The sequence below is a fragment of the Litoreibacter albidus genome (assembly GCF_900107015.1).
Lineage (GTDB): Bacteria > Pseudomonadota > Alphaproteobacteria > Rhodobacterales > Rhodobacteraceae > Litoreibacter > Litoreibacter albidus.
The window spans coordinates 703,221-727,497 of the sequence record NZ_FNOI01000001.1; the positions used below are offsets into that span (position 1 = coordinate 703,221).

The window sequence follows — 24,277 nt, forward strand, 5'->3', positions numbered from 1 at the left end:
GATCTAGGCGACACGCGCTGCCTTGTCCACGCGGGGTGGTTCTTACTTTAGCCAAAAACACGGGCTAACGTGCGGCCATGGAAACTGTGGACGAGTTCAAGCAAGTGCAAAGCGTGACCAAAAGGCGGGTGTTCTACATTCCGGGATACGACCCGATCCATCCCAGACGCTACCGCGAGCTGTTCCGCAAGGAGGGTGCGGATCAGGCGAAGATCAGCGGGTACAATTTTGATTTGGAAGCGAAAAAAGAGGGTGGAGCCTACGGCTGGCACGCCTCCACAGACATCGACGGTCAGCACACTGACGCGCAGGTAGATGTGCTGATCTGGTCCGACATCGTGCGCGCGTCCATGTCGAATTCGATCCCCGCGACCTACATGCAACTGCTGCGCACGGCCTATGCCTATATTACTACCGGCGCGCTGTTTCGCCTCATGCGGCTGCGCAAGGGGCCGATCATCGCCGCGCTCTATCCGATTGGTATGTTGCTGGTGCAGCTTTTCCTCGCCGTGGTGGCGGGGGCGATTTTGTCGGGCTTGGTACTCTGGGGGCTGACTGCGATGTTCGGGGGGCTTTTGAACCTCACAGCACAAGTCCCTTTACTAGAGGCATTGGGTAACCGCCTGTCATTGGAGTTTTGGAGCGCATTCTTCCTACTTATTTTCGGGATTGGTTTGATCCTGCGCGCCGTGATCTGGATTGGCGTCGCTGTCTACATCTTGCGTTGGTTCAAGAAGAATGACGGCAAGTTTTTCGCCTATTACCTGATGCACGACTTCGCTTATTCTGCCCGCTGGATGGGAGCAAATCCCCCCGCCTTGGAAGACCGCATGGCGGAGTTTGGCGATGTCATCGCAGCCGCATTGCACGACGACGTCGACGAAGTCCTAGTGGTCGGCCATTCGTCGGGCGCGCATCTGGCGGTGTCGATCTTGGCGGACCTGATCCGTGCGGGCCGCGTGCCCGAGACGGGGCCGAAGCTTGCGTTTCTTAGCTTGGGGCAGGTGGTGCCGATGGTGTCGTTCCTGCCCAAGGCCGATCGTTTGCGCCGCGATTTACATGATCTATCGGCCAGTGACGCGTTGATCTGGGTCGACGTCACCGCGCCGGGTGACGGCTGCGCCTTTGCGCTGTGCGATCCGGTGTCGGTGTCCGGGGTAGAGCCTGCGGGTAAGAAGTGGCCGCTGGTGTTCTCTGCCGCCTTCACCCAGACCCTAAGCCCAGAGCGCTGGCGCGAGCTGCGCTGGCGCTTTTTCCGACTGCATTTCCAATACCTCTGCGCCTTTGATCGTCCCAATGATTACGACTACTTCCAGATCACCGCAGGGCCTGTGACGCTCTATGACCGCTACCACGACCGCAAGCAGTCGTGGACGCGCATTGACGTGGCCGCCTCCGGCTACACATCCATGTCATGATCCCGCCAAAACCCCCCGTAAGGCCCGAGAAGGTATCTTTGCTGACGTACCTGCGGCTGTTTCGGCAAGACATCCTGTCGGCACAACCCGCCAAGCTCTACCGCGCATGGATGGCGGAGTTCCGCACGCCGTTCTTCCGCAGCTATATGATCAACCAGCCGTCGCTGGTTAAGACGGTGTTAAACGCGCGCCCGCGCGACTTCCCGAAGTCCGACCGCATCGGCGCGGGGCTGCGCCCGTTGCTTGGGAACTCGGTGTTCTTGACAAACGGTGCCACATGGGAGCGCCAGCGCCGCATCATTGATCCGGCCTTTGAGGGGGGGCGGTTGCGCGACACGTTCCCCGCGATGTGGGCCGCAGGGCAGGCGGCGACCGCGCGGATGGGCGGCGGCGTGCAGGAGCTGGAGGAACTCACCAGCTTCGCCGCCGCGGACGTGATTTTCCGCACGCTGTTCTCCATCCCGATAGAGGACCGCATCGCGCAGGCGGTGTTCTCCGAGTTTCGCGACTACCAGCGCACGCAGCCCATCTTGAACCTTGCGGCCTTCGTCAAAGGCCCCAAATGGATGCCGCGCCTGTTCAGCAAGCGCACCAAGGAAACGGCGCATTCCATCCGCGTGCTGATCACTGAGCTGACCGAGGCGCGTATGGCGCAAATCAAGGATGGCACCGCGCCGGATGATCTGGCCACCAAGATCATGACCACCGCCGACCCCGAAACCGGAGAGACCTTCACAACCGAAGAGATGGTCGACCAAGTGGCGATCTTCTTCTTGGCGGGGCATGAGACCAGTGCCTCCGCGCTGGCATGGACGCTGTATCTATTGGCGATGTTCCCCGACTGGCAAGAGAAGCTGGCGGCGGAGGCCAAGGCGCTGGATGCGGGCTGCGACTTCAAGGTGATGTCCAAGCTGCGCCTGTCGCGCGATGTGTTCCGCGAAGCGCTGCGGCTTTATCCGCCGGTGCCAATGATGGTGCGCGAAAGCAAATGCCCCGAGAATTTTCGTGACCGTGCTATCAAGCCCGGCGCGCAGGTGGTGATCTCCCCTTGGCACCTGCATCGTCACACGCGGCTGTGGGACAATCCAGACGGGTTCGACCCGACGCGGTGGGCCACAGAGAACGGCAAGCAATGCATGCGCGACGCGTTTATCCCGTTCTCCAGCGGGCCAAGGGTCTGCACTGGGGCGGGTTTCGCGATGGTGGAGGGGCCGCTTTTGTTGTCCATGTTGGTGCGCAACTTCCGGTTCGAGACCACCGAACGCACGCCTGTCCCCGTCGCGCATTTGACCGTACGCTCCAAGGACGGGATTTGGTTAAAGATCAGTAAAAGGACGGATGATGCCTAAACACAGCAAAAGCAGCCCGATGCCGTGGGGCCTGATTGGCGTCCTCTTTTTGATTGGGGTGGCGTTCTTGTTTTTTGGTAACATTGATCGGTTGATCTGGGCGGCAACACGCGACGGCATCCATGTTCCGGGCCGCGTGGTTGAGATGCACAGCCGCCGCACGCAGCCGACTGATACATACCTGACCTTCCTGCCGCGCGTGGAATTCACCGACCCCGGCGGGCAGGAGCGGGTGATGAGCGTCAAACGCGGCTCCGTCCACTACGACTTTCGCAAAGGCGACCGCGTAACGGTGCTTTGGCGGCCCAAGACGCAATCCATCGCGATCGACATCCCGTTCCAGCGCCATTGGGGGACGTCTATCATCATGTGGGTTTTCATGCTGATCGGGGGGGCAGGGCTATTGGCGTCCCTTTGGTTTACGATTGGGCGTTGGCGAGCACGACGTCCCTCGCGCAGCTCCTAGGCAGGCACAGTTTTAGTGCATCCCTGACCCATCCTAGATTTCGTGATACAGATTGTGGAAGTCCGCTATGCGGACGGAGCTGTCTTTCACTGCGGTTGCACGAAGGTCAGCTATTGTGACAAGTATATTAAGAAATTCAATAACAAGGATTTGCTCGCTTGCTTTACCATCGCTGGGAGTATTCGGTGCCTGCGGACGAGACCGTCGTAGTTCAGCCCGATGGGTGCCGCGACCTCATACTAGTGTCCCGACAAGATGAACCAGATACAGTTCGTATGACGGATTGGGACAGTCAACCACATGCGGTACATCTACAAGCGGGGACAAAGATGGTCGGGTATCGTCTTAGTCCCGGCACGACTATCGCCTCAACGGTTCTGACGAACGAAAAACTGAGTACGGACACATTGGAAGATATGATCCAAAGTGAGGCGATTGGGAACTCGGAAATTTTCGATTTGATCGACGCCTTAGCTCGATCAAATTCAACTGTGGAACAAGTGGCCAGACAAAGTGGGCGGACGGCGCGGACGCTTCAACGTCAATTTCGTGACCTTTCCTTGCCCAGCCCTGATTTTTGGCGTCTGCTTGGTCGTGCCCGACGAGCCGTAACGGCACTACCTTGCCGCGTTCCATTGGCAGAAATCGCTCACGATTACGGATACTGCGATCAGGCTCATATGACACGTGAGCTTGTTCGTTGGTTTGGACGTTCGCCCTCACGGCTCCGTCAAGATATAGTTTCGATTAGTGGCTTCAACCAACCCGGCCTTGGAAATTGGCCGAATGAAGGCGGCTCAGAACTTGGCGACTTGTTCTAAAAAATGTCTGCATTGCTTTGTTTGCAAGTCTTGACTGTTCATCAACTTGATATGTCGTCGCAGCTTTCCCCTCCCTTCCAAAATGTTGTCAGGGTCCGGTAGCAGTACGCCACTGGAAAATTCCAACGACACATGCTGGGCGTAGATGAAGTAACCACAACAATGCGTTTTCGGTTCACCTGCAATCCTCTCGACTATAATACCACCATATTTGTCGAGCAATGCGGCGTCCGGCATCACATCCAATATGATCTCGGACAGCTCTTGTGTGATTTGAGCTTTCACACTTTTATCCATATCAACCTGCACTCGGCATTTTGACAGCAGAACAAATCTCCACCAGATATCCGTTCGGATCGGTGACATAGGACGTTGTCTGCCCCCAAGGTTCGTCACGCACATCTTGAATGAGGGTGGCACCAGCCTCAATCGCGCGTTCGAGGGCGGCCTTCACATTTTCGGTCTCAAATGCGATCTCAAAGGTTGGTGCCGACGCTTTTGGTGTGGCAGGGTTTTTATCCAATTGCCGCATCAAAGCCGTCGATGAAAAGGCCAACTTCGTTTCGCCAGTCATTAGTTCGCCATAGTCCCCGCTTTCGTGTAAGAAACCGCGTTCTAGCCCAAATGCTTTCTCAAAAAAGTTGAGTGTCGCAGGCACGTCATCGACATAAAAAATCGTGTATCGGAAGATCATCTATCACTCACTCATTGTACGTTATGCCTCGAAACTATCGCATGAGCTTACGGGGTGTCTTGGAGAATGCCGACATTCGTTGCCTACGCTGCGTTAGTAGAGGTGGCCTCAAAGCCGACATGTGCCGTGCTCGGTTCGCACAGCAGAATCTCAGCTTTTCGGCGATTGGTTTGGGGTGTGACAGGGCGCTTATAACCGCTCAGAGTTCAGCTTAAGTCGCGCTTCAAATCCTGTAGCACAAAGAGCCGGATGGCGGAGGCGAGGCCGATGTCGGTTCCGCGGTCCCCGTCGATTTGTGCGGCAAGGTCGTTGATCGGGCGCCCCGCCTCATTGGCAATGCGCCGGAACTCGGCCCAAAACTCGTCCTCAAGGGACACCGACGTGCGGTGCCCCTTCAGTGTCAAAGACCGTTTTATCGGGCGGCTCATTTGTCCAGCTTATGCCCGTCCAGTTTCGCACGCGCGGCAAGCTGCGCCTTTAGATCGGCTTGCTTTTGCTCTTTGGTGCGGCCGAACTTCATCGCGTTGGCATCACCAATGGCGCGCTTATCAAGACGGGTGCGTTCTTTGCGCGCCTTGCTCAGGTTTCCAGCTTTCATTTCGGTCCAATCATATCTTCTGGCCGCACAACGCGGTCAAAGGTTTCTTCGTCTACCAGACCAAGCGCAATCGCCTCTTCCTTGAGGGTCGTGCCGTTCTTATGCGCGGTTTTGGCGACTTTCGTGGCGTTGTCGTATCCGATGGTCGGGGCCAGCGCTGTCACCAGCATCAGCGACTCTTTCATCAGCTTGTCAATACGCGCCACATTGGCTTGTGTGCCGACCACCATGTTGTCGGTGAAGCTGCCCGCTGCGTCGCCCAGCAGTTGCATCGACTGGATGACGTTATAGCTCATCATCGGATTGTAGACGTTCAGCTCAAAGTGGCCTTGCGACCCTGCGAAGCCCACGGCAGCGTCGTTGCCCATGACGTGGGCGCAAACCATCGTCAGTGCCTCTGCCTGCGTCGGGTTCACCTTGCCTGGCATGATGGACGAGCCTGGCTCGTTTTCTGGTAGGATCAATTCGCCCAAGCCGGAGCGCGGGCCGGAGCCGAGCAAACGCATGTCGTTGGCGATCTTGAACATGGACGCCGCAACCGTCTTCAGCGCGCCGGAGAACATGACCATCGCGTCATGCGCCGCCAGAGCCTCGAATTTATTGGGCGCGGTGACAAACGGCAGGTCGGTGATGGCCGCGATCTCCGCGGCCACTTTCTCGGCGAAGCCTTTGCGGGTGTTCAGGCCCGTGCCCACGGCCGTGCCACCTTGGGCCAGCTCGTAGATGTCAGGCAGGCAGGCTTCGACCCGCTCAATGCCCTTCTTCATCTGATGCGCGTAGCCGCCGAATTCTTGGCCCAGTGTCAGCGGTGTCGCGTCTTGCGTGTGCGTGCGGCCGATCTTGATGATGTCTTTGAATTCTTCGGCCTTGGCCTCCAGCGCGGCGTGCAATTTGCGCAAGCCCGGAAGCAGCGTGTCACGGGCGACCATGCCGATGGCGACATGCATCGCGGTGGGGAAGGTGTCGTTGGACGACTGGCCCATGTTGCAGTGATCATTCGGGTGAACAGGCGTTTTGGAGCCCATCACGCCGCCCATGATCTCAATCGCGCGGTTGGAGATCACCTCGTTGGAGTTCATGTTGCTCTGGGTGCCCGACCCAGTTTGCCACACGACCAGCGGGAAGTTGTCGTCAAACTTGCCGTCGATCACTTCCTGTGCGGCCTGTTGGATCGCTGGCGCCAGTTCCGTATCCAGATCGCCAAACTCAAGGTTCACGGTGGCGGCGGCTTTCTTGATCACACCAAGCGCGCGCACGATGGCCACGGGCTGCTTTTCCCAGCCGATGGGGAAGTTCATGATCGAGCGTTGGGTCTGCGCACCCCAATATTTGTCGGCAGGGACCTCTAGGGGGCCAAAGCTGTCTGTCTCGGTGCGGGTCGCGGTCATGGTAGATCCTCCAAATCAAGTTGGACCACGATGTAGCGGGGTGATGTGGCTTTTACAATTGGCGGTTCGGTTAAGGTTGCGCTAACACCAGTATAAGTCGTGAAAACGGGCCTGACGTGCCCGTTGCGCGCCTATGAATTCATCGCTCGCTTAGGTATTTCTATCCATATGTATTCAATCGTTGCGCGTTTAAAGAACCAACCTGCCGTTGAGGATCGCGATGCCTATATCGTGAGGGCTGTCGCCTTAATTGCGAAATTGGCAAAGCGGCTGAGCGCCCAGAACGCCCATTTCGCGGATTTGGGCCTGATCCTCGAAGACACCCAATCCTATATCAACGCGAAGGTTGGGAGTTATGCTGCTGGGGATGACGGCATTCCGCCTAAGGTCATTGAAGAGTTTGATCGGCTGTCGCAATCCGACCGTATCTTGCTGCGCGACGATCCGGAGATGGTGGCGCAGATGTTGCAACATTCCTGTGCGGCCTTGCAGGAGCAAACGGGCGGGGATCATCTGTCTTTGAGTGTGCAATCCCCGAAACTCTTGGCCAGCGCGAAAATATCTCTATCACGAGGCATGACCCAGTCGACGGGATCCTTGGCGACTACCCTTCCGGCAGAGCACGAAGAAGACTTCTGGTTCGACAATCTATCAATGATGAAGGGGCTGATCCGTGAGATCACCAACCTGTATCCAGTAAGCTGGCTGAGTATAGGGCCGACGCTTTACGGCACGAGTCCGGCACCGTCATTATTTGAGGATCGTGAAGCTTTTGGCTGGCTTGGGTATACAGATCAACCCGTCGCCACAACGGGGGAAGCGTTGGCTGAAGTTACTTCAGTTGAAGTGGGTAGCATCTTGGTTTTAAAGCCAAACTTCATGACGCTGCACGCCGCTGACGTTGATCTTTGCCATAAGGCGGAAGCACATTTGGTTGATCTTGGGGTGTTGCCGTTAAAGTAGGCGTTAGGTTTTGCGGAACGCATCCAGCGAGACGACTTCCGCTTCTTTGGCGGGGGTGTCTTCCGGCTCCGCATCCGCGGCGGGTTCTTCGGCTTCTTTCAGATCAAGCGCCTCGGCCAGATCAATGTCGGGAAGCTCGACGACTTCGTGTTCGCCGTCGTCGTCCTCATCATCTTGGCTCTCGAACCGCAGGCCGAATTCAACGGACGGGTCCACGAAGGTGCGGATCGCGTCGAAAGGCACCGCAAGCGGCTCTGGGTTGTCGCCAAAGTTCAGCGTGATCTGGAAGCCGTCCGGCGTCACGATCAGGTTGTCGAACCAGTGCTGAACCACGATTGTCATGTCGGAGGGGTAGCGATCAAACAGCCAGTCCGCCATCTCCACATCGGGGTGGCGGGTGTCAAAGGTGATGAAGAAATGATGCTCACCCGGCAGGCCGTTGGCGCCGACATCTTCCAACACCTCGGCAATAAGTCCACGCATCGCGCGGTGCATCTTGTTGCCATAATCAATAGTGTCGGACATGTCGTTTGGGCCCCGCAGGTTGATCTATAAATCTACAATGCGCGGATTCGTTGGTGAGGGAAAGGGGGCACTCAGACCAGCCTTAGCAAAACCAGACCCAGAGTCGCGCAAATAGGCAAGACCAGCAACATGTCCCATTTGCGCCAAAGCAAAAGCAGCGCTGCCACGCCTGCGATTGCCAGCGCGGGCAGGTGCGGCGCGCCATCTTGCACAAACACGGGCCCCGCAAACCACAGTCCCAGATTGGCGATAACACCCACAACAGCGGCGGTGATCGCGCTTAGCGCGCCGGACAATCGCGGCATATGGGCAAGCCGGTCAATGTAGGGCGCGCCCGCGAATATCCACAAGAAACACGGCGCGAAGGTCACCCATAGCGTGACCAGTCCCGCCAGTAGCGCCAAACCCGCACCGCCTGCGTTAAAGCCCGCGACCATCGCCACGAATTGCGTCACAAGGATCAGCGGGCCGGGTGTGGTTTCTGCCAGCCCCAAGGCGTCGACCATCTGCGCGGTGCTCAGCCAGCCGAAATCGCCCACAACCGCTTGCGTCATATAGGCCAGCACGGCGTAGGCCCCGCCGAATGTCACCACCGCCAAGGTGGAAAAGAACCGTGCCATGTCGATCAGGATCGCGGGTGCCACCAGCGACAAGACCACGACCGGCAGGAACCAGATAAGCAGCCAGATTGCCACCGTGCGCAGGGTCTGCGTCAACGGCGCTTTGGGGGCAGGGGCACCGCCCTCCACGTTGGATTGCAACGCCACCGCACCGGCGCAGGCGGCAAGGATGATCACCAGCGGGAATGGCGCGTTAAACGCGAACAACGCAAGGAAGCTAAACGCGGCAATTGCGTAATGCGCAGGCCCCAGCAGCGCTTTCTTGGCGACCTTGATTAGGGCTTGGATCACGATGACCACAACGCAGGCCTTCACCCCCAGAAAAAGCGATTGCACCAAGGGCAGTTGGCCATAGACCCCGTAGGCCAAGGCGAGCGCGACAATCACCGCCGCACCAGGGATCACAAACAAGAGCCCCGCCAAAAGCCCGCCCGCGACGCCGCGCATCCGCCAGCCCGCATAGGTCGCCAGTTGCATCGCCTCGGGTCCGGGCAGCAGCATGCAAAAGGACAGCGCCCGCAAGAACTGCGCCTCGGTCAACCAAGGGCGGTCCTCCACCAGCTCTTTGTGCATCAGCGCAATCTGTGCCGCAGGGCCGCCAAAGGACAGCACGCCAATGCGCCCGAACACGCGCGCCATTTCTCTTATTGATATCATGCGCTGCCTCCGGGCCAATCGTGGGTTTCGCTTTGGCCGTCGCGCGCCCAGCGGTAGAGCGCATCGTAAAGCACCATTCCCGCCTCCAGCTGTGCGCTGTCGTCTTTGTATTGCCGCGACAACCCCACGGACAGGGCCAACAGACCAGCGGCCTCAGGCGCCAAATTGTGGCGGTTGGTGTCGGCGGCGCGGATGACACGCGCCATGGTTTGCAGCGGTGGGATATCGAGCTTGAAGGCGCTCAGCAGCGCGTCAAAGCTGCACAGATCCCCCACATGCGAGAAGGCCGTGCCCTCCACGTCGAAGGCGGTCGCGTTGAATTTCTCGGCGACTTCCAGCACTTGCGCGGGGGGCACGAACAGCAATTTTGCCGATGGATCAATGAAGCGCCGGATCAGCCATGGGCAGGCGATGCGGTCGATCTTGGGGCGATGGCGGGTCACCCAAAGCGGCGCAGGAATTGCGGCGGCGGGGATCAGCGGCAACCCCGCGTCCCGCCATGCCACGTTGCCGCCCTCCAAAGCTTCGGCCTTGATCCCCTTGGCACGCAACAGTGCCGCAGCCCCGTGGCTTAGCTTTAGGCCACGGTGACACACAACCACGACGGGGCCAGCACCGTCGAAACTGTCGATTTGGTTATGCGGCCAACGCCGCGCGGTCGGAATCAGGCGCGGGTCAGCGTTGAAGTCGTCGTCGATACAGACGTCCAGTATCGTCGGCGCATCAGGCGTGCCGATCAGGCGCATCAACGTGGAGGGAGAGATTTCAGTGAAGCCAGGCATGGTAAAGCACCCCGTAGTGTTACGGCAGAAGGGTGCGAGCATTTGGCTGACGCCTCACGGGGCGTCGCGGGGTCCCCATGCGGTCAAGGTGCCGCGCCCAAGGGCAGTCGTCAAGGCCGATAGGGGCACCCGTGGGCTTCATTGCTGTTGGCTGACGGTTTTCTTGCCCTTGGTATTGATCTGTCGGCACGGTCGGGCAGTCCTGAGTGCAAGGCCTGTCTGGATTGGCCCGCGCGGCGGGCGCGTCTGGCGGGCCGTTTGGCGCGCGCTACATTGGAGTATACCTTTGCCCAAGGCTGGGTCACGCGCCCGGAGGGGACGCGCATCGTGCGGTTCACGGGCGTCGGGGAGGGTGCGTTTCGCAAGGCGTTTCAGGTGTAGGGTAAGCGCAGGTTTCTGTTGCCAGGTACCTGCAAACCCCGCCAAACGCTGCTAAGCGAGAGGACTTAAGTTTTCAATAGTTCCGACTGCTTACGCAGCCATCGCCATTGGAGCTTTGTTGTCATTTGCAACTAGCTTGAATGTACCGATAACGGTGGTAACTCACCGAGACAAAGCTTACCCCTTTAGACGTTCGTCGATCCTATTTCGACCCCATGCTCCCCAAATGAGGGAGATGTTGGTGGAGTCGCCGGGTACCGCCCCCGGGTCCGATCCGCTTATTACGAGCGCGTTTATGTCCATAGTCCCCGAAGAGACCTCTCACATATAGGACGGGGCTGGGGGACTTACAATATGCTTGCAAGGGGCTGCGCAGATTTCTGGGTTGCACAATAAATGACATCTGCGCCTGTTTATTGTGCATTTGAGTGTCGGCGCAGGGGTACGGCTGTGCTCCACGCTGGCGTTTCGCGGTGGGGCCACTCTAGCTGGCATTGTCGGCCACAGACTGTGGCAGCAAACTCGGGATACCCCAAATTTCTATTGTCGCGCATATCGAAGTTGAGGATCAAACCGCCGTCCAGCCACGGGCGCGGGGGGCTGTCGCGATTTCGGTAAAGGCCACCCCACAAGGCACGGGGCTGCGCAACTTGCGTCAGTCAGGGTCATCCAAGGCGATCTTCCCGCGCAGCGCCGCGCGCGGCCTAGAGGCGGTGTTGATCAACACCGCGGGCGGCATGACTGGTGGCGATACCTTTGGTACAGATGTTGACGCCGATTGCGACACAGAACTGACCCTGAGCACACAAGCGGCGGAGCGGGCCTACCGCGCCCAGCCCTTGGAAGTTGCGCGGCTAAGCAACCGGTTGAAGCTACGCGGCACGGCCCGCGTGAACTGGTTGCCCCAAGAGACAATACTGTTTGAGAACAGCGCATTTGAGCGAACACTTCATGTGGAGATGGATGATGCGTCTACCTTGTTGATGGTGGAGCCACTGGTATTCGGGCGCGCCGCGATGGGCGAGGTTTTGCGCCAGTGCCACTTCAAGGACCGTGTTGAAATCATCCAAAACGATGTGCCGCTCTATCTGGACGCGGTGCGCCTGAATGGAGATGCGGCTGCGCATCTGGCACGTGCGGGGGTTGCTGGCGGCGCGGGTGCGATGGCCAATGTCCTCTATGTCGCGCCCGATGCGCCCAGCCTGCTCGCGGCCTTGCGCTCGCTGCTGCCAGACAGTTTTGGCGCGAGCCTGATCCGCGACAGCGTGCTGTGCGTTCGCGCATTGGCCGCCGACAGCTATGCGTTGCGCCTGTCGCTGATCCCGATTTTGCGGTGTTTGAACACCGGCTACCTTCCCCGATCATGGATGCTTTGAGATGCAACTGACCCCACGTGAAAAAGACAAACTGCTGATCGCTATGGCCGCTGAGGTGGCCCGCAAGCGTCTGGCGCGCGGTGTGAAGCTGAACCACCCCGAAGCCATCGCGCTGATTACCGACGCTGTGGTGGAAGGTGCGCGCGATGGTCGTTCCGTCGCGGATATGATGGAGGCGGGCGCACATGTGGTCGGCCGCGATCAATGCATGGACGGCATCGCGGAGATGATCTCCGACGTGCAGGTCGAGGCCACGTTCCCTGACGGGACCAAGCTCGTCACCGTTCACAATCCTATAAGGTAGAGGTTCGCCATGATCCCCGGAGAAGTATTTCCCGCAGACGGCGTTTTGGTCCTGAACGCAGGCTCGGACGCGATCACGCTGATGGTCGCCAATACGGGCGACCGCCCCGTGCAGGTCGGCAGCCATTACCACTTTGGCGAAGCCAACAGCGCGCTGGACTTTGACCGCGCGGCAGGGCGCGGCATGCGCCTTGATATTGCGGCGGGCACCGCCGTGCGGTTCGAGCCGGGGCAGCGCCGCGAGGTGCGGCTGATCCCGATTGGCGGGGCGCGGCGCATCTTCGGTTTCAACCAAGACGTCATGGGGGATTTGTAACATGGCCACAGAGATTTCCCGCGCTGATTACGCCGCCATGTTTGGCCCCACCACGGGCGACAAGCTGCAGCTGGCCGACACCGACCTGATCATCGAGGTGGAGCGCGATCTGACCACCTACGGCGAGGAGGTCAAATTCGGCGGAGGCAAGGTCATCCGCGACGGCATGGGCCAAGCGCAAACCAGCCGCGAAGGCGGCGCGGTGGACACGGTGATCACCAACGCGCTGATCATAGATCACAGCGGGATTTATAAGGCGGATGTGGGGCTTCTGGGCGGGCGCATCCACAAGATCGGCAAAGCGGGGAACCCTGACACGCAGCCGAATGTCGACATTATCGTCGGGCCCGGCACCGAAGTGATCGCGGCGGAGGGGCGTATTTTGACGGCGGGCGGGTTCGACTCGCATATCCACTTCATTTGTCCCCAGCAGATGGAGGACGCGCTGCATTCCGGCGTGACCACCTGCTTTGGTGGCGGCACCGGCCCCGCACATGGCACGCTGGCGACGACCTGCACGCCGGGGCCGTGGCACATCGGGCGAATGTTGCAGTCCTTCGACGGGATCGCGATGAACATCGGCCTGTCGGGCAAGGGGAACGCCAGTCAGCCCCAAGCGCTGGTCGAGATGGTGAAGGCGGGGGCGTGTGCGCTGAAGTTGCACGAAGACTGGGGCTCCACCCCCGGTGCGATTGATTGCTGCCTGTCGGTGGCGGATGACATGGACGTGCAGGTGATGATCCACACGGACACGCTGAACGAGTCCGGTTTCGTGGAAAACACCGTCGCCGCCATCAAAGGCCGCACGATCCACGCCTTCCACACAGAAGGCGCTGGCGGCGGGCATGCGCCTGATATTATCAAAATCTGTGGCATGGAAAACGTGCTGCCGTCGTCCACAAATCCGACACGCCCCTTCACGGTCAACACGCTGGAGGAGCATCTGGATATGCTGATGGTGTGCCACCATCTGGACAAATCCATCCCCGAGGACGTGGCTTTCGCGGAAAGCCGAATCCGGCGCGAAACCATCGCGGCGGAAGATATCTTGCACGACATGGGCGCGTTCTCGATTATCGCGTCGGACAGTCAGGCCATGGGGCGGGTGGGCGAGGTGCTGATCCGCACGTGGCAGACCGCCGACAAGATGAAAAAGCAGCGTGGCAGGCTGCCTGAGGAGCGTGGCGAAAACGACAACTTTCGCGTGCGCCGCTACATTGCGAAATACACCATCAACCCCGCGATTGCGCATGGGGTGTCCAAGCACATCGGCTCCATTGAAGAAGGCAAGCGCGCGGACCTTGTGTTGTGGGATCCGGCGTTTTTCGGGGTGAAGCCCGAAATGGTGTTGATGGGCGGCACGATCGTGGTGGCGCAGATGGGTGATCCAAACGCGTCAATCCCGACGCCACAGCCCGTGTATTCGCGGGCCATGTTCGGGGCCTTTGGCTCCGCCCTGCGCGAAACATCGGTGAGCTTCATCTCCGGCGCGGCGCAAGATGCCAATCTGCGCGACACGCTTGGCTTGGCCAAGCAAACACTGGCGGTCGAGAACACGCGCGACATTGGCAAGTCGGACCTGTTGCTCAACAGCGCGATCCCCGATGTGGAGGTGCACCCCGAAACCTACGAGGTGCGCGCGGATGGGGAGCTTTTGACCTGTGCGCCCGCAGAGGTTTTGCCCATGGCACAACGCTATTTCATGTTTTGAGACAGGACGCCCAATGCCGGAACTGATCAGCCAATCCATCAAACGACACGCCCATGTTGAGACCCCGCTGGGCCAATGCACCCTTAGCTATGAGGCGCGGTTTTTGCGGCGCAAGCTTCTGACCACGGACGCGGGGCAGGATTTCCTTGTGGATTTGGAGCACACGGAATCGCTGAACCACGGCGACGCCTTTGTGTTGACGGACGGGGCGTTGATAGAGGTCCGCGCCGCAGCGGAGCCACTGCTGGAGATCAAGGGGCAGGATTTGGTGCGACTGGCATGGCACATCGGCAACCGCCACACGCCGTGCCAGATCGAGGCGGACCGCCTGTTGATCCAACCCGACCATGTGATCCGCGCGTTGATGGCTAAGCTGGGGGCGCAGGTGCGCGAGGTGGTTGAGGTGTTTATCCCCGAAGGCGGGGCTTACGGGCACGGGCGGACGCACAGCCATGCCCACTGATCACGCCACGCTGACCTTGGCGCAGTGGTTCTCACCGGCGTATCCGATCGGGGCGTTCGCCTATTCGCACGGGCTGGAATGGGCGATTGAGGCGGGCGATGTACATGACCAAGCAACGCTCGGTGCGTGGGTTCGGGACGTTCTGACCTTCGGCTCCGGCCGCAACGACGCGCTGTTTATCGCCGCCGCGTACCGTGCGCAGGATGTGACATACGTGGATGATATGTGCCGCGCCCTCGCGCCCTCGGCGGAGCGGCTGAAAGAGACCGATCTGCAAGGCGCCGCGTTCTGCGACATTACTTCGGCGGTGTCTGGGGTAGATCTTCAGGGGCTGACCTATCCGGTGGCCGTGGGCCGCGCGGCGCAGCTGTGCGCATTGCCGCTGGAATTGACCAGCCAGATGTATTTGCAAAGCTTTGCCAGCTCCCTGATTAGCGTGGGCATCCGCCTGATCCCCTTAGGTCAGCGCGAGGGGCATATGCTGATCCACGGGATGGCGGGGCTGTGTTGCACGCTGGCGGAGCAAACCGCGCAAGGTGATCTGGGTGATCTGTCGTCCACCACCTTCCTGCCCGACATCGCGTCGATGAAACACGAAACCCAATACGCAAGAGTATTCAGAACATGACCACACCTAACGGCCCCCTTCGTATCGGCATTGGCGGCCCTGTCGGGGCAGGCAAAACCACGCTGACAGCCGCGCTCAGCACGCTGTGGCGCGGCGTCTATTCCGTCGGTGTCATCACCAACGATATCTACACCCAAGAGGACGCGGAGGCCTTGGTGCGCATGCAAGTGCTGCCCTCCGACCGCATCATAGGCGTGGAAACCGGCGGCTGTCCGCACACGGCGATCCGCGAAGATGCGTCCATCAACCTCGCGGCTGTGGCGGAGATGGTGGAGCGGCATCCCGACGTAGAGGTGATCCTCATCGAGAGCGGTGGCGACAACCTGTCAGCCACCTTCAGCCCTGAACTGGCGGATATAACCATCTATGTGATCGACGTCGCGGCGGGCGAGGAAATCCCGCGCAAGGGTGGTCCCGCAATCACGAAATCCGATATTCTGGTGATTAACAAAACCGACCTTGCCCCGCATGTGGGCGCGGATCTCCGCATTATGGAGCGCGACGCGGGGCTGATGCGCAAAGACCGCCCGTTCGTGTTTACGTCCCTGCGTAATCAAGATGGCATCGCGCAGGTCGCCGCGCTGGCGAAGCGTATCGGGGGATTGCGCGACTAGCGCGGCGCCGGAAACCTATGGAACAAATGTGTGGGTGGCTTGTTGTCTTCTTGAACCTCAAGAGGAGCGAGCATGTCTACGATCACAACGATCAACCCCGCGACCGAAGAAGAAATCCAAACCTACACCCTGATGAGCGAGACGGAAGCCACCAAGAGACTGGAAGCCTGCCACGACGCATTTCTGGAGTGGCGCAAGCTGTCGCATGGAGAGCGCGGCACGCACCTGACGAACATCGCCCAAAAGCTGCGCGACAATGCTGACGAGCTTGCGGAATTGATGACCGCCGAGACTGGCAAGCTGTTGAAAGACGGCCACCGTGAGGTCGAAATCTGCGCGGCTATCTTTGATTACACAGCCAAGAACGGCCCCGAACTGCTGGCCGACGAGGAGCGCACGCATGGCACCGACGGCAAGCGCGGCGTCGTCAGCTATCAGCCGGTCGGCGTGATCTATTCGATCCAGCCGTGGAACTTCCCCATCTACCAACCCGTGCGCGTCCTTGCCGCCAACCTGATGGCGGGCAACGGCTGCGTGCTGAAGCATGCAAGCATATGCACGGGCTCCGGCCAGCGCCTGCGCGAGCTGTGCATTGAGGCGGGCTTGCCAGAAGATATCTTCCAAGTGATCTTGATCGACCACGACACCAGCGACAAACTGATTGCCCATGAAAAAGTGCGCGGCGTGACCCTGACGGGCAGCGATGGCGCAGGGCGTCATGTAGGCGCGGTTGCCGCCAAAGCGTTGAAAAAGACGGTGCTGGAGCTGGGCTCCAACGACGCCTATCTGGTGCTGGAGGACGCGGATATCGAGACCGCCGTGAAGTTTTCCGTGATGGGGCGGCTTTATAACAACGGGGAGACCTGCGTATCCGCCAAGCGCTTTATCGTGACAGATAAGGTCTACGATAAATTTGTGGGTGCCTTCGTGGCGCAGATGGAAGACATCAAAATGGGCGACCCGACGCAAGACGATGTGCAGCTTGGGCCGCTGTCCAGCCAAGACCAGTTCAAAACGGTCAAGGATCAAGTTGATGAAAGCGTGGCAAAAGGCGCGGAAGTCCTGTGCGGTGGCGAAGCACCGGAGGGGACGGGGGCCTACTACCCCGCGACCGTGCTTGGCGATCTGGAGCCGGGAATGCCTGCCTATGATGATGAGATTTTCGGCCCCGTCGCGTCGGTCATCCGCGCGAAGGACGACGAAGACGCGATGCGCCTGGCCAACGAGAGCCGCTACGGCCTTGGAGGCGGTATCTTCTCCAAAAACGAAGAACGTGCGCTCGAGCTTGCCCGTGACCACTTTGACACTGGCATGATCCGTATCAACTCCTTCGGCGCAGCGGATCCGAACATGCCGTTCGGTGGCGTCAAGGATTCTGGCTACGGTCGCGAGCACGGCGGCTTCGGCATGAAGGAATTCGTCAACGTTAAAGCGATCTTCCTGTCATGATCACCCTGCATGCTTTGAAATACTCCCGCGCGACCCGCGTTTTATGGCTGCTCAACGACCTTGGGCAGCCGTGTAACCGGATCGATTATGACCGCACGTCCGCATTCCGTGCCCCTGACGAATTATCCAAGGTCCACCCCTTGGGCAAATCGCCAGTGATCGTGGACGGGGACGAGATGATCGCGGAATCGTCGACGATCCTGCGTTATCTGGCCGCCAAATACGGCGATACCAGCCACCAGCCTGCGGCGGGAACGCCCGCATTCTGGCGGCACGAGGCGCTGTTCGACTACGTCGAGGCGTCGTTTGCCGAGGTCGCTTTGCAGGTAATCCTGCCCGCGTTCAATGGCGAAGACGCGCCGCGCGCCGCGAAAGCGGCCTTGGCGGACCATCTGGATTACATCGCCAGCGAAGTGGGCGGGGGCCGGTTTTTATGCGGCCAGACGCTGACGCTGGCGGACATCCAGATGTCCTACATTCTAGCGCTGCTGGAGCGGATGGAGCTTTTGGGCGACCACCCGAAAGTGCTGGCCTACTGGCAGCGGTTGCAACAGCAGCCCGGATACATCGCGGCGCTGGACGCCGCCGGACCAATGGCACCGCCGCGCTAGGGCGCCGCTGCCGCCCCACTTAAACAGAAAAGGAAAATAGACATGAATATGAACGTACTCGTTGCAGGCGCCACAGGCAAAACCGGCCACCACTTGGTGCAAGCCCTGATTGAGCAAGGCCACAAGCCCACCGCGCTGGTGCGCGATGGCTCCGACACCTCCGATCTGCCAGACACGGTCAACCTGCGTGAAGGCGATCTGACGGATCTGCAAGGCGATGTATGCGATGGCATGGACGCGGTGATTTTCGCGGCAGGCTCTGGCAGCTCCACCGGTCCAGAGATGACCGACAAAGTTGACCGCGACGGCGCGAAGAAGCTGGTGGATATCGCCGCTGGCGCCGGTGTGGAGCGCTTCGTGATGCTGAGCACCGTGGGGGCGGACCAAGAAAACCCGCAAGGTGAAATGGGCCACTACCTGAAGGCCAAACATGAGGCGGATGAACACCTGATGGCGTCGGGGCTGACTTACGCGATCGTGCGCCCAGTGGCGCTGACTGACGAGGACCGCAGCATGAAAATCGTCTTGGGCAAAGAGGTCGACAAAACTGCCACCGCCGCCCGCGCTGACGTGGCAGAGGTGCTGTGCAACGCGGTTACCACCGGCACGCTTGACGGCATGGCCGTCGAAATGCAGTCGGCCTAGGGGGTGGCTGCGGACGCCATACGCGTGGCCGTCATCGGCTTTGGGCCACGGGGGCTGGGTGCTTTAGAGGCGCTCGGCTGCGTCGCCAAAGAACAAGGCAAGCGGGTCGTAGTGGATATCTACGACCCGTTCGCGTTGCCGGGTGCGGGACCGAACTTCGACCCAGAGCAAAGCCCGTTGTGCCTGCTGAACATCCCCGTGCGCGATTTGGACATCCCGCCGCCTGCGGTAGTGGAGGGGCGCATCGCGCCGTTTGATGTTTGGGACGACACCGGCTTGGAGCCCGACGATTTCCCTTCACGGGCGCATCTCGGCGCATACCTGAACGCAAGGTTCGAGACATTGCAGAGTGCCACGGAGGCGTTATCGCTGAACATGTCGGATCAGCGCATCACCGACCTAGAGCAATCGGTTGACGGTTGGATGTTGCACGCAGATGCCGCGCGGCTCGGGCCGTATGACGAGGTTCTGTTGACGTTAGGCCAGCCCGCAACCGAGCAGGATAAGCAAATCGCAAAATGGACTGAGCACGCGCAGGCGCACGGGTTAGACATCATGGCGGCGTATCCAGCGGACAAGTTGCTCCAGGGTGCGAAGGATTGGGCGGGAAAGACCATCGCCGTGCGCGGTTTGGGGCTGTCCACCTTTGACGTCATCCGCCTGCTGACATCTGGCTTAGGCGGCACCTTCGAAGACGGGCGTTATATCCCGTCGGGGCGGGAGCCGTCGTGCATTTTGCCTTTCGCCCTGAATGGCCATCCCCCTGCAGGCAAACCCGCGACGGAAGACATAGACGCATGGTTCGAACCATCCGGGCACGAGACCCACGCCTTTGAGGCCGCGTTAGAGGCCGCGAAAACGGCGTCGCCTGTGACGGCGCTCCGCATGATCTGCGAGGCTTTAGCGCCGCCCGCCACACGCATATTGGCAGAGCGTGGGAGCGACGCAAGGGCTGGCGACGTGGACGCTTGGCTGGCGCAAGAATGCGACGCGCCGGGCGAGCAGGACGACCGCGACGCCGTGGACAAGCTGCGGTCCGACATCGATATGGCCCACGGCAGGGTCGCGCCATCAGTTGGCTACGTGGTGGGGCAAATCTGGCGCAAGTGGCAAAACCAGTTGCGCCACGGTGTGAATGCCGGACGGCCTGAGACGAAGACGGCGGAGGCGATCATCGGATTTGACGAAGGGCTGAAACGTTTCAGCTACGGCCCGCCCGTTGCTGCGGCCGAGGAGCTATTGGCGCTGATCGAGCAGGGGCTGGTCAGCCTGCGCGTGGTTGACGATCCCGATATCGGGCTGGAGCCGTCCGGCTGGAAACTGATGGAAGACGATACAGAATTAGCGTCCGTGATGGTCGACGCGGTTTTGCCTAGCCCAAGTTTGGACAACGTCGTGGATCACCTGATGTCGGCCTGCATAAAGTCGGGCTTGGCGCAGCGGTTTGCCGACGGGTTGGGCGCGTTGACCCGCACGGATGGGCAGTTGATGGCAGACGGGAGAGACACGCGCGGCCTGTGTCTGCTTGGGCGCATGGCGATGGGCAGCGTGATCGCGGTGGACTCGCTGCACGACTGCTTTGGCGCGTCCACGGATCGGTGGGCCGCTGGCGTCGCTCAACGCTGGGCGCGGGCGTCCAGCACGTCTTGCGCCAAGGACACGGTATAGGCCTCCAGCGCGGTTAAGGCCGCATCAGCGTCGCTGGCGTTCTGGGCCTCCAACGCGTCGGCGATCTGGCCGTGCAGCGCCACAATCCGCTCGCGGGAGCGGGCGGTGAAGGTGATCATGTTCATCAACGGCTGCATCGCCTCCACAGCGCCAGCGAGTTGGTAGGACATCACCGGGTTCTGTGCGCCGTCGACCAGTGCACGGTGAAACGCGACGTCCGAGGCGCAAAAGGCCTCGTCACTCAGGCCCGGCTGCGATTGGCGGTGCATCTCCGCGCGCATGGTGGCCAGATGGTCCGCGCTGCGCCGTTCTGCGGAGAGGCGGGTGCAGGCGCGCTCCAACGCGAAGCGGGCTTCGCAGGCGGTCACGATAGAGACCTCGTTCATCGACAAAAGCAGCGTCGAGGTGGTGATCTGCTGGGCATAGGCGTCGGGATATTTCAGATGATTGACGAAAGCACCGCCGGTTGCGCCGCGCTGCGTGCGGATCAGGGCCTGCGCGGCGAGCCGCTTTAGCGCTTCGCGGACGGTGGGGCGTGATACCTCGAATTGCTCCGCGAGTTCAGCCTCGGAGGGCAGGCGGGCATCAACGATCAAATCCCCCGCAATAATCGCGTCACGAATGGATCCGGCGATTTGCGCCGACAGGTCGCCCTGCTTGGGGGGAGTGGTTTTTTTCATCGGTCTCGCGTCAAAATCAATTGTCAGACAAATAAAAGTCTGACAATTTAATTTAGCAGGTCGTACGGGAGTCGCAACGCACATGTGGTCAGATCGGATCAGGGCAATGTCAGGGGGGCACTGGCTGACACTATTCGGCATGATCGTGCTGTCGTGGGCGGTGCTTTACGCGATGTCGATCCCACCCGAGTTGCGCGCGCTGGAGCAAACCTACGGCCGTGATTTCTGGGTCAGCCTTTGCACTATTACGCCCGACGCGGCGGGGTATATCCGCATGGTCACGATGTGGGCCCTTATGTCGGCGGCGATGATGGCGCCCACGGTGCTGCCCGCGTTGGCGACCTATGATGACCTGTCCCACGTCAGTGACACTTCGAATTTCGGCGCGCTGGTGTCGGGCTATCTTGTTGTGTGGTTCGGGTTTTCTATCGTCGCGGCAGCGCTGCAAATGGTGCTGTTCCAAGCTGGTTTGATCGGCGGTTTTGGCGGCAGCCTGTCGGCGGTTTTGTCGGGTGGATTGCTGATCATGGCGGGACTTTACCAGTTCTCCTCCATGAAAGAGGCGTGCCTAGCCAAGTGCCGCCAACCGATGACGTTCTTCATGCAGCACTTTGAGGAGGGCCCGTGGCGCAACGGGCTGCGGTTGGGCGTCGTGTGCTTGGGCTGCTGTTGGGCGTTGATGCTTTTGGCCTTTGTGGGCGGCGTGATGAGCGTTGGCTTCATGGGCTTGGCCACGGTGATCATGGTGGTTGAGAAACTGCCCGATCTGGGCCGCTATATCACAAAACCTTTGGGGGGCGCGTTGCTGATAGCAGGGGCGTGGGCCTTTATGACTGCGATTACTTAGGGAAGGAAAAGACGATGGCGTTGGATGCTCAAGAGCTTGGAACGGTTCCATGGAACATCAAAGGGGAGCTGATCCTCAATTGTAACTGCACGGTGTTTTGCCCCTGCGTGGTGTCGCTGGGCAAGCACCCGCCCACGGAAGGCTACTGTCAGGCGTGGCTGGGTATTCGCATCGACGAGGGCCACTACGGTGACGAAGACCTGTCCGGCATGGCCGTCGGCATGTTGATGGACATTCCAGGCAACATGGGGCGCGGCAACTGGAAGGCGGCAGCCTACATCGACGACCAAGCCAGCGAGGCGGCATATGACGGGTTGGTTGCGATCCTGTCGGGGGCGGCAAAGGGCACCACAGGGCTGTTCAGTATGCTGGTCGGCGAGTTTTTGGGCGCGGAGCGTGCGCCCGTGTCTTTCACGACGGAAGGCAACGCACGCCGCTTGATGGTTGGCCGCAAGATCCAAGGGGAAGTGGTTCCCGTGTCGGGCAAAGACGGCAAGGACATGGTGATCACCAACACGGAATACTGGATGGGACCGGACATCACTGTTGCGACGGCAAACAAAGGCAAAGTACGTGCCTACGGGCGTGTGTGGGACTTCGACGGGCGGTCGGCCGAGATATGTCAGATTGACTGGGGCGGGCCAGCACCCAAATGATTACAGTCGAATATTGCCGCCAAATGGCGCGTTACAACGCGTGGCAAAACCGTGGGCAGATGAAGGCGTTCAAGGCCCTGACACCCATGGCGCTGCGCAAGGATCGCAAAGCGTTCTTCAGCTCTATTTTCGGGACGGCGAACCACCTGTTGTGGGCAGATCAATTGTGGATGTCGCGATTTGACGGCGGGTTTGGCCCAGCTGGCAGCGGCGCGTTGAGTGCAGAGCTACACGACAACCTGCAGCTTTATCTGGACGACCGAATGCGCACGGATGCGCGGATCACGCGGTGGGCCGAGAGGCTTAGTCAGGTGGATTTGGTGGGGCCGTTGACCTACCACTCCGCCATTGCGGACCGCGAGTTAAGCAAGCCTATGGGGCTGTGTGCCGTACATTTCTTTAACCACCAAACGCACCACCGCGGGCAACTACACGCCATGCTGACAGCGGCGGGGCAAACGCTGGGCGACACCGATCTGGTGTTTATGCCGGACGAACTGTGACGGGCCGCGCCCACGTGTAACCGAAAGGAGACTTTACATGGCCACGATCGCACCATCACGGCGCGTGCGCCGCACGCCGTTCTCTGACGGGGTCGAGGCGGCGGGCGTCAAAGGATACACCGTCTACAATCATATGCTTTTGCCGACGGTGTTCCGCTCGGTGGAGGAGGACTACCACCACTTGAAATCAGCGGTTCAGGTGTGGGACGTGTCCTGCGAACGGCAGGTCGAGTTGCGCGGGCCGGACGCGGGGCGGCTGATGCAAATGCTCACCCCGCGCGACCTGCGCGGGATGTTGCCCGGCATGTGTTACTACGTCCCCTTGGTGGATGGAACGGGCGGGATGCTCAACGATCCTGTGGCGCTGATGCTGTCGGAGGACCGCTATTGGTTGTCGATCGCTGACAGTGATTTGCTGCTTTGGGTCAAGGGGTTGGCGCACGCTCTTTATCTGGATGTTATCGTGGATGAGCCGGACGTGTCGCCCTTGGCGATCCAAGGGCCCATGGCCGATGCGCTTGCGGCGCGCGTGTTTGGCGATAGCGTGAAAGACCTGCGGTTCTTTCGCTACGGCTACTTCAACTTTCAGGGCCTGATGATGTTGGTGGCACGGTCCGGCTATTCCAAGCAAGGCGGGTTTGAGGTGTATGTCGAAGGGGCGCACAATGGCATGCCACTGTGGAACGCGCTGATGGAGGCGGGGCGTGATCTGGACGTTTATGCCGGATGCCCGAACCTGATTGAGCGGATCGAGGGTGGGTTGCTATCCTACGGCAACGACATGACCCGCGATAACACGCCGCATGAATGCGGGTTGGGGCGGTTTTGCTCAACCCAGACGGCGATTGGCTGTGTTGGTCGCGACGCGCTACTGCGGGTGGCCAAGGAAGGGCCGGTGAAACAAATCCGCGCGCTGAGTATTGAGGGGGCACTGCCGTCTTGCGACAGGCTTTGGACAATCACCGCTAAGGGCAAAGCTGTCGGGCAGGTGACGTCGGCGGCGAGAAGTCCCGATTTCGGGACGAACGTGGCCATCGGGATGGTGCGGATGACCCATTGGGATGAGGGCACGCAAGTGCAGGTAGAAACGCAAGACGGGCCGCGCACAGCGACCGTCCACGAAGAATTTTGGATCTAGCAAGGAG

30 protein-coding genes and 1 other RNA gene are annotated in these 24,277 nt (G+C 60.1%); 21 read left to right on the forward strand and 10 right to left on the reverse strand.

The genetic code is table 11. The features are described 5' to 3' along the window. Positions 1-77 precede the first annotated feature (77 nt). From BLW66_RS03495 to BLW66_RS03510, 4 genes are all read left to right on the forward strand, one after another. Positions 78-1,418, forward strand: a complete 1,341-nt coding sequence (locus tag BLW66_RS03495; protein ID WP_089945057.1) for a hypothetical protein — start codon at positions 78-80, stop codon at positions 1,416-1,418. Continuing rightward, the gene (locus tag BLW66_RS03500; RefSeq protein WP_089945059.1) at positions 1,415-2,767 is read left to right on the forward strand and encodes a cytochrome P450; all 1,353 of its coding nucleotides are present in this window, start codon (positions 1,415-1,417) and stop codon (positions 2,765-2,767) included. Before BLW66_RS03495 ends, BLW66_RS03500 begins: the two co-directional genes overlap by 4 nt. Continuing rightward, the gene (locus BLW66_RS03505) at positions 2,760-3,233 is read left to right on the forward strand and encodes a DUF3592 domain-containing protein (RefSeq protein ID WP_170833380.1); all 474 of its coding nucleotides are present in this window, start codon (positions 2,760-2,762) and stop codon (positions 3,231-3,233) included. The genes BLW66_RS03500 and BLW66_RS03505 overlap by 8 nt, the downstream gene beginning before the upstream one ends. 416 nt (positions 3,234-3,649) lie before the next feature. Next, entirely contained in the window at positions 3,650-4,054 is a 405-nt protein-coding gene (locus BLW66_RS03510; protein ID WP_170833381.1) for a helix-turn-helix domain-containing protein, read from the forward strand. On the opposite strand, the gene BLW66_RS03515 is transcribed toward BLW66_RS03510, so the two are convergent. The 5 genes from BLW66_RS03515 to fumC form a co-directional block, all read right to left on the reverse strand. Then, complete coding sequence (locus tag BLW66_RS03515; RefSeq protein ID WP_089945065.1) at positions 4,031-4,351, reverse strand: DUF1801 domain-containing protein; 321 nt, start codon at positions 4,349-4,351, stop codon at positions 4,031-4,033. The two genes, BLW66_RS03510 and BLW66_RS03515, sit on opposite strands and share 24 nt — an antisense overlap. 1 nt (position 4,352) lies before the next feature. Further along, positions 4,353-4,748, reverse strand: a complete 396-nt coding sequence (locus BLW66_RS03520; protein WP_089945067.1) for a VOC family protein — start codon at positions 4,746-4,748, stop codon at positions 4,353-4,355. Between the two features lie 206 nt (positions 4,749-4,954). After that, the gene (locus tag BLW66_RS03525) at positions 4,955-5,176 is read right to left on the reverse strand and encodes a ribbon-helix-helix domain-containing protein (RefSeq protein ID WP_089945068.1); all 222 of its coding nucleotides are present in this window, start codon (positions 5,174-5,176) and stop codon (positions 4,955-4,957) included. Beyond that, the gene (locus tag BLW66_RS03530) at positions 5,173-5,346 is read right to left on the reverse strand and encodes a DUF4169 family protein (protein WP_089945071.1); all 174 of its coding nucleotides are present in this window, start codon (positions 5,344-5,346) and stop codon (positions 5,173-5,175) included. The genes BLW66_RS03525 and BLW66_RS03530 overlap by 4 nt, the downstream gene beginning before the upstream one ends. Continuing rightward, a complete protein-coding gene (gene fumC, locus BLW66_RS03535; protein WP_089945073.1) occupies positions 5,343-6,734 on the reverse strand; it encodes a class II fumarate hydratase in 1,392 nt (463 codons plus the stop codon). Before fumC ends, BLW66_RS03530 begins: the two co-directional genes overlap by 4 nt. Before the next feature lie 99 nt (positions 6,735-6,833). Here fumC and BLW66_RS03540 point away from each other — a divergent pair, with 99 nt between their 5' ends. After that, positions 6,834-7,697 carry a hypothetical protein gene (locus BLW66_RS03540; protein WP_170833382.1) on the forward strand — a complete coding sequence of 288 codons (864 nt, stop codon included), beginning with the start codon at positions 6,834-6,836 and terminating at the stop codon, positions 7,695-7,697. Positions 7,698-7,700: 3 nt separating this feature from the next. Here BLW66_RS03540 and BLW66_RS03545 read toward each other — a convergent pair whose 3' ends face one another. From BLW66_RS03545 to BLW66_RS03555, 3 genes are all read right to left on the reverse strand, one after another. Further along, complete coding sequence (locus tag BLW66_RS03545; protein WP_089945077.1) at positions 7,701-8,222, reverse strand: SspB family protein; 522 nt, start codon at positions 8,220-8,222, stop codon at positions 7,701-7,703. Between the two features lie 71 nt (positions 8,223-8,293). Beyond that, the gene (gene chrA, locus BLW66_RS03550; RefSeq protein WP_089945080.1) at positions 8,294-9,499 is read right to left on the reverse strand and encodes a chromate efflux transporter; all 1,206 of its coding nucleotides are present in this window, start codon (positions 9,497-9,499) and stop codon (positions 8,294-8,296) included. Continuing rightward, positions 9,496-10,281, reverse strand: coding sequence for a chromate resistance protein ChrB domain-containing protein (locus BLW66_RS03555; protein ID WP_089945083.1), 786 nt, complete (start codon positions 10,279-10,281; stop codon positions 9,496-9,498). Before BLW66_RS03555 ends, chrA begins: the two co-directional genes overlap by 4 nt. A gap of 147 nt (positions 10,282-10,428) precedes the next feature. Between BLW66_RS03555 and BLW66_RS03560 the strand changes: the two genes are divergently transcribed. Beyond that, entirely contained in the window at positions 10,429-10,662 is a 234-nt protein-coding gene (locus tag BLW66_RS03560; RefSeq protein WP_139254518.1) for a hypothetical protein, read from the forward strand. Positions 10,663-10,666: 4 nt separating this feature from the next. Here BLW66_RS03560 and ssrA read toward each other — a convergent pair. Beyond that, positions 10,667-11,019, reverse strand: a transfer-messenger RNA (tmRNA) gene (ssrA, locus tag BLW66_RS03565). 137 nt (positions 11,020-11,156) lie between these two features. On the opposite strand from ssrA, the gene BLW66_RS03570 reads away from it, so the two are divergent. The 11 genes from BLW66_RS03570 (at position 11,157) to BLW66_RS03620 (ending at position 20,446) form a co-directional block, all read left to right on the forward strand. Next, positions 11,157-12,038 carry an urease accessory protein UreD gene (locus BLW66_RS03570; RefSeq protein WP_244508539.1) on the forward strand — a complete coding sequence of 294 codons (882 nt, stop codon included), beginning with the start codon at positions 11,157-11,159 and terminating at the stop codon, positions 12,036-12,038. A gap of 1 nt (position 12,039) precedes the next feature. After that, a complete protein-coding gene (locus BLW66_RS03575; RefSeq protein ID WP_089945087.1) occupies positions 12,040-12,342 on the forward strand; it encodes an urease subunit gamma in 303 nt (100 codons plus the stop codon). 9 nt (positions 12,343-12,351) lie between these two features. After that, entirely contained in the window at positions 12,352-12,657 is a 306-nt protein-coding gene (locus BLW66_RS03580) for an urease subunit beta (RefSeq protein ID WP_089945089.1), read from the forward strand. Between the two features lies 1 nt (position 12,658). Next, entirely contained in the window at positions 12,659-14,368 is a 1,710-nt protein-coding gene (gene ureC, locus BLW66_RS03585; protein ID WP_089945092.1) for an urease subunit alpha, read from the forward strand. A gap of 13 nt (positions 14,369-14,381) precedes the next feature. Next, on the forward strand, positions 14,382-14,831 hold the full coding sequence (locus BLW66_RS03590) for an urease accessory protein UreE (protein WP_089945094.1): 450 nt from the start codon (positions 14,382-14,384) through the stop codon (positions 14,829-14,831). Then, complete coding sequence (locus BLW66_RS03595) at positions 14,821-15,459, forward strand: urease accessory protein UreF (RefSeq protein ID WP_089945096.1); 639 nt, start codon at positions 14,821-14,823, stop codon at positions 15,457-15,459. Before BLW66_RS03590 ends, BLW66_RS03595 begins: the two co-directional genes overlap by 11 nt. Beyond that, positions 15,456-16,073, forward strand: coding sequence for an urease accessory protein UreG (gene ureG / locus BLW66_RS03600; RefSeq protein WP_089945097.1), 618 nt, complete (start codon positions 15,456-15,458; stop codon positions 16,071-16,073). Before BLW66_RS03595 ends, ureG begins: the two co-directional genes overlap by 4 nt. 72 nt (positions 16,074-16,145) lie before the next feature. Continuing rightward, the gene (locus BLW66_RS03605; protein ID WP_089945099.1) at positions 16,146-17,522 is read left to right on the forward strand and encodes an NAD-dependent succinate-semialdehyde dehydrogenase; all 1,377 of its coding nucleotides are present in this window, start codon (positions 16,146-16,148) and stop codon (positions 17,520-17,522) included. Beyond that, the gene (locus tag BLW66_RS03610; RefSeq protein ID WP_089945101.1) at positions 17,519-18,133 is read left to right on the forward strand and encodes a glutathione S-transferase family protein; all 615 of its coding nucleotides are present in this window, start codon (positions 17,519-17,521) and stop codon (positions 18,131-18,133) included. Before BLW66_RS03605 ends, BLW66_RS03610 begins: the two co-directional genes overlap by 4 nt. A 48-nt stretch (positions 18,134-18,181) precedes the next feature. After that, complete coding sequence (locus BLW66_RS03615; protein ID WP_089945670.1) at positions 18,182-18,778, forward strand: SDR family oxidoreductase; 597 nt, start codon at positions 18,182-18,184, stop codon at positions 18,776-18,778. Between the two features lie 3 nt (positions 18,779-18,781). Continuing rightward, positions 18,782-20,446 carry an FAD/NAD(P)-binding protein gene (locus BLW66_RS03620; protein ID WP_089945103.1) on the forward strand — a complete coding sequence of 555 codons (1,665 nt, stop codon included), beginning with the start codon at positions 18,782-18,784 and terminating at the stop codon, positions 20,444-20,446. Here the strand turns inward: BLW66_RS03620 and BLW66_RS03625 are convergent. Further along, complete coding sequence (locus tag BLW66_RS03625) at positions 20,395-21,126, reverse strand: FadR/GntR family transcriptional regulator (RefSeq protein WP_089945104.1); 732 nt, start codon at positions 21,124-21,126, stop codon at positions 20,395-20,397. The two genes, BLW66_RS03620 and BLW66_RS03625, sit on opposite strands and share 52 nt — an antisense overlap. Before the next feature lie 106 nt (positions 21,127-21,232). On the opposite strand from BLW66_RS03625, the gene BLW66_RS03630 reads away from it, so the two are divergent. Genes BLW66_RS03630 through BLW66_RS03645 form a run of 4 tightly spaced genes read left to right on the forward strand, consistent with a single transcriptional unit; the run spans position 21,233 to position 24,270 of the window. Then, on the forward strand, positions 21,233-21,973 hold the full coding sequence (locus tag BLW66_RS03630) for a DUF2182 domain-containing protein (protein WP_089945106.1): 741 nt from the start codon (positions 21,233-21,235) through the stop codon (positions 21,971-21,973). 14 nt (positions 21,974-21,987) lie between these two features. Further along, on the forward strand, positions 21,988-22,629 hold the full coding sequence (locus BLW66_RS03635) for a DUF1326 domain-containing protein (protein WP_089945108.1): 642 nt from the start codon (positions 21,988-21,990) through the stop codon (positions 22,627-22,629). Then, positions 22,626-23,132 (forward strand): DinB family protein, encoded by a 507-nt coding sequence (locus BLW66_RS03640; RefSeq protein ID WP_089945110.1) that lies wholly within the window; start codon positions 22,626-22,628, stop codon positions 23,130-23,132. The genes BLW66_RS03635 and BLW66_RS03640 overlap by 4 nt, the downstream gene beginning before the upstream one ends. Before the next feature lie 37 nt (positions 23,133-23,169). Continuing rightward, positions 23,170-24,270, forward strand: coding sequence for a dimethylsulfoniopropionate demethylase (locus BLW66_RS03645; RefSeq protein ID WP_089945112.1), 1,101 nt, complete (start codon positions 23,170-23,172; stop codon positions 24,268-24,270). The last annotated feature ends 7 nt before the right edge of the window (positions 24,271-24,277 follow it).

Bases quoted from the DNA above. Each gene is read 5' to 3' on its own strand.
- BLW66_RS03520 (WP_089945067.1), bottom strand. From the start codon at position 4,748: ATGATCTTCCGATACACGATTTTTTATGTCGATGACGTGCCTGCGACA.
- BLW66_RS03625 (WP_089945104.1), bottom strand. From the start codon at position 21,126: ATGAAAAAAACCACTCCCCCCAAGCAGGGCGACCTGTCGGCGCAAATC.
- BLW66_RS03615 (WP_089945670.1), top strand. From the start codon at position 18,182: ATGAACGTACTCGTTGCAGGCGCCACAGGCAAAACCGGCCACCACTTG.
- BLW66_RS03500 (WP_089945059.1), top strand. From the start codon at position 1,415: ATGATCCCGCCAAAACCCCCCGTAAGGCCCGAGAAGGTATCTTTGCTG.
- BLW66_RS03635 (WP_089945108.1), top strand. From the start codon at position 21,988: ATGGCGTTGGATGCTCAAGAGCTTGGAACGGTTCCATGGAACATCAAA.
- BLW66_RS03495 (WP_089945057.1), top strand. From the start codon at position 78: ATGGAAACTGTGGACGAGTTCAAGCAAGTGCAAAGCGTGACCAAAAGG.
- BLW66_RS03515 (WP_089945065.1), bottom strand. From the start codon at position 4,351: ATGGATAAAAGTGTGAAAGCTCAAATCACACAAGAGCTGTCCGAGATC.
- BLW66_RS03630 (WP_089945106.1), top strand. From the start codon at position 21,233: ATGTCAGGGGGGCACTGGCTGACACTATTCGGCATGATCGTGCTGTCG.
- BLW66_RS03590 (WP_089945094.1), top strand. From the start codon at position 14,382: ATGCCGGAACTGATCAGCCAATCCATCAAACGACACGCCCATGTTGAG.
- fumC (WP_089945073.1), bottom strand. From the start codon at position 6,734: ATGACCGCGACCCGCACCGAGACAGACAGCTTTGGCCCCCTAGAGGTC.
- BLW66_RS03605 (WP_089945099.1), top strand. From the start codon at position 16,146: ATGTCTACGATCACAACGATCAACCCCGCGACCGAAGAAGAAATCCAA.
- BLW66_RS03545 (WP_089945077.1), bottom strand. From the start codon at position 8,222: ATGTCCGACACTATTGATTATGGCAACAAGATGCACCGCGCGATGCGT.
- ureC (WP_089945092.1), top strand. From the start codon at position 12,659: ATGGCCACAGAGATTTCCCGCGCTGATTACGCCGCCATGTTTGGCCCC.
- BLW66_RS03505 (WP_170833380.1), top strand. From the start codon at position 2,760: ATGCCTAAACACAGCAAAAGCAGCCCGATGCCGTGGGGCCTGATTGGC.
- BLW66_RS03580 (WP_089945089.1), top strand. From the start codon at position 12,352: ATGATCCCCGGAGAAGTATTTCCCGCAGACGGCGTTTTGGTCCTGAAC.
- BLW66_RS03610 (WP_089945101.1), top strand. From the start codon at position 17,519: ATGATCACCCTGCATGCTTTGAAATACTCCCGCGCGACCCGCGTTTTA.
- BLW66_RS03530 (WP_089945071.1), bottom strand. From the start codon at position 5,346: ATGAAAGCTGGAAACCTGAGCAAGGCGCGCAAAGAACGCACCCGTCTT.
- BLW66_RS03510 (WP_170833381.1), top strand. From the start codon at position 3,650: ATGATCCAAAGTGAGGCGATTGGGAACTCGGAAATTTTCGATTTGATC.
- BLW66_RS03640 (WP_089945110.1), top strand. From the start codon at position 22,626: ATGATTACAGTCGAATATTGCCGCCAAATGGCGCGTTACAACGCGTGG.
- ureG (WP_089945097.1), top strand. From the start codon at position 15,456: ATGACCACACCTAACGGCCCCCTTCGTATCGGCATTGGCGGCCCTGTC.
- BLW66_RS03525 (WP_089945068.1), bottom strand. From the start codon at position 5,176: ATGAGCCGCCCGATAAAACGGTCTTTGACACTGAAGGGGCACCGCACG.
- BLW66_RS03555 (WP_089945083.1), bottom strand. From the start codon at position 10,281: ATGCCTGGCTTCACTGAAATCTCTCCCTCCACGTTGATGCGCCTGATC.
- BLW66_RS03595 (WP_089945096.1), top strand. From the start codon at position 14,821: ATGCCCACTGATCACGCCACGCTGACCTTGGCGCAGTGGTTCTCACCG.
- BLW66_RS03645 (WP_089945112.1), top strand. From the start codon at position 23,170: ATGGCCACGATCGCACCATCACGGCGCGTGCGCCGCACGCCGTTCTCT.
- BLW66_RS03575 (WP_089945087.1), top strand. From the start codon at position 12,040: ATGCAACTGACCCCACGTGAAAAAGACAAACTGCTGATCGCTATGGCC.
- chrA (WP_089945080.1), bottom strand. From the start codon at position 9,499: ATGATATCAATAAGAGAAATGGCGCGCGTGTTCGGGCGCATTGGCGTG.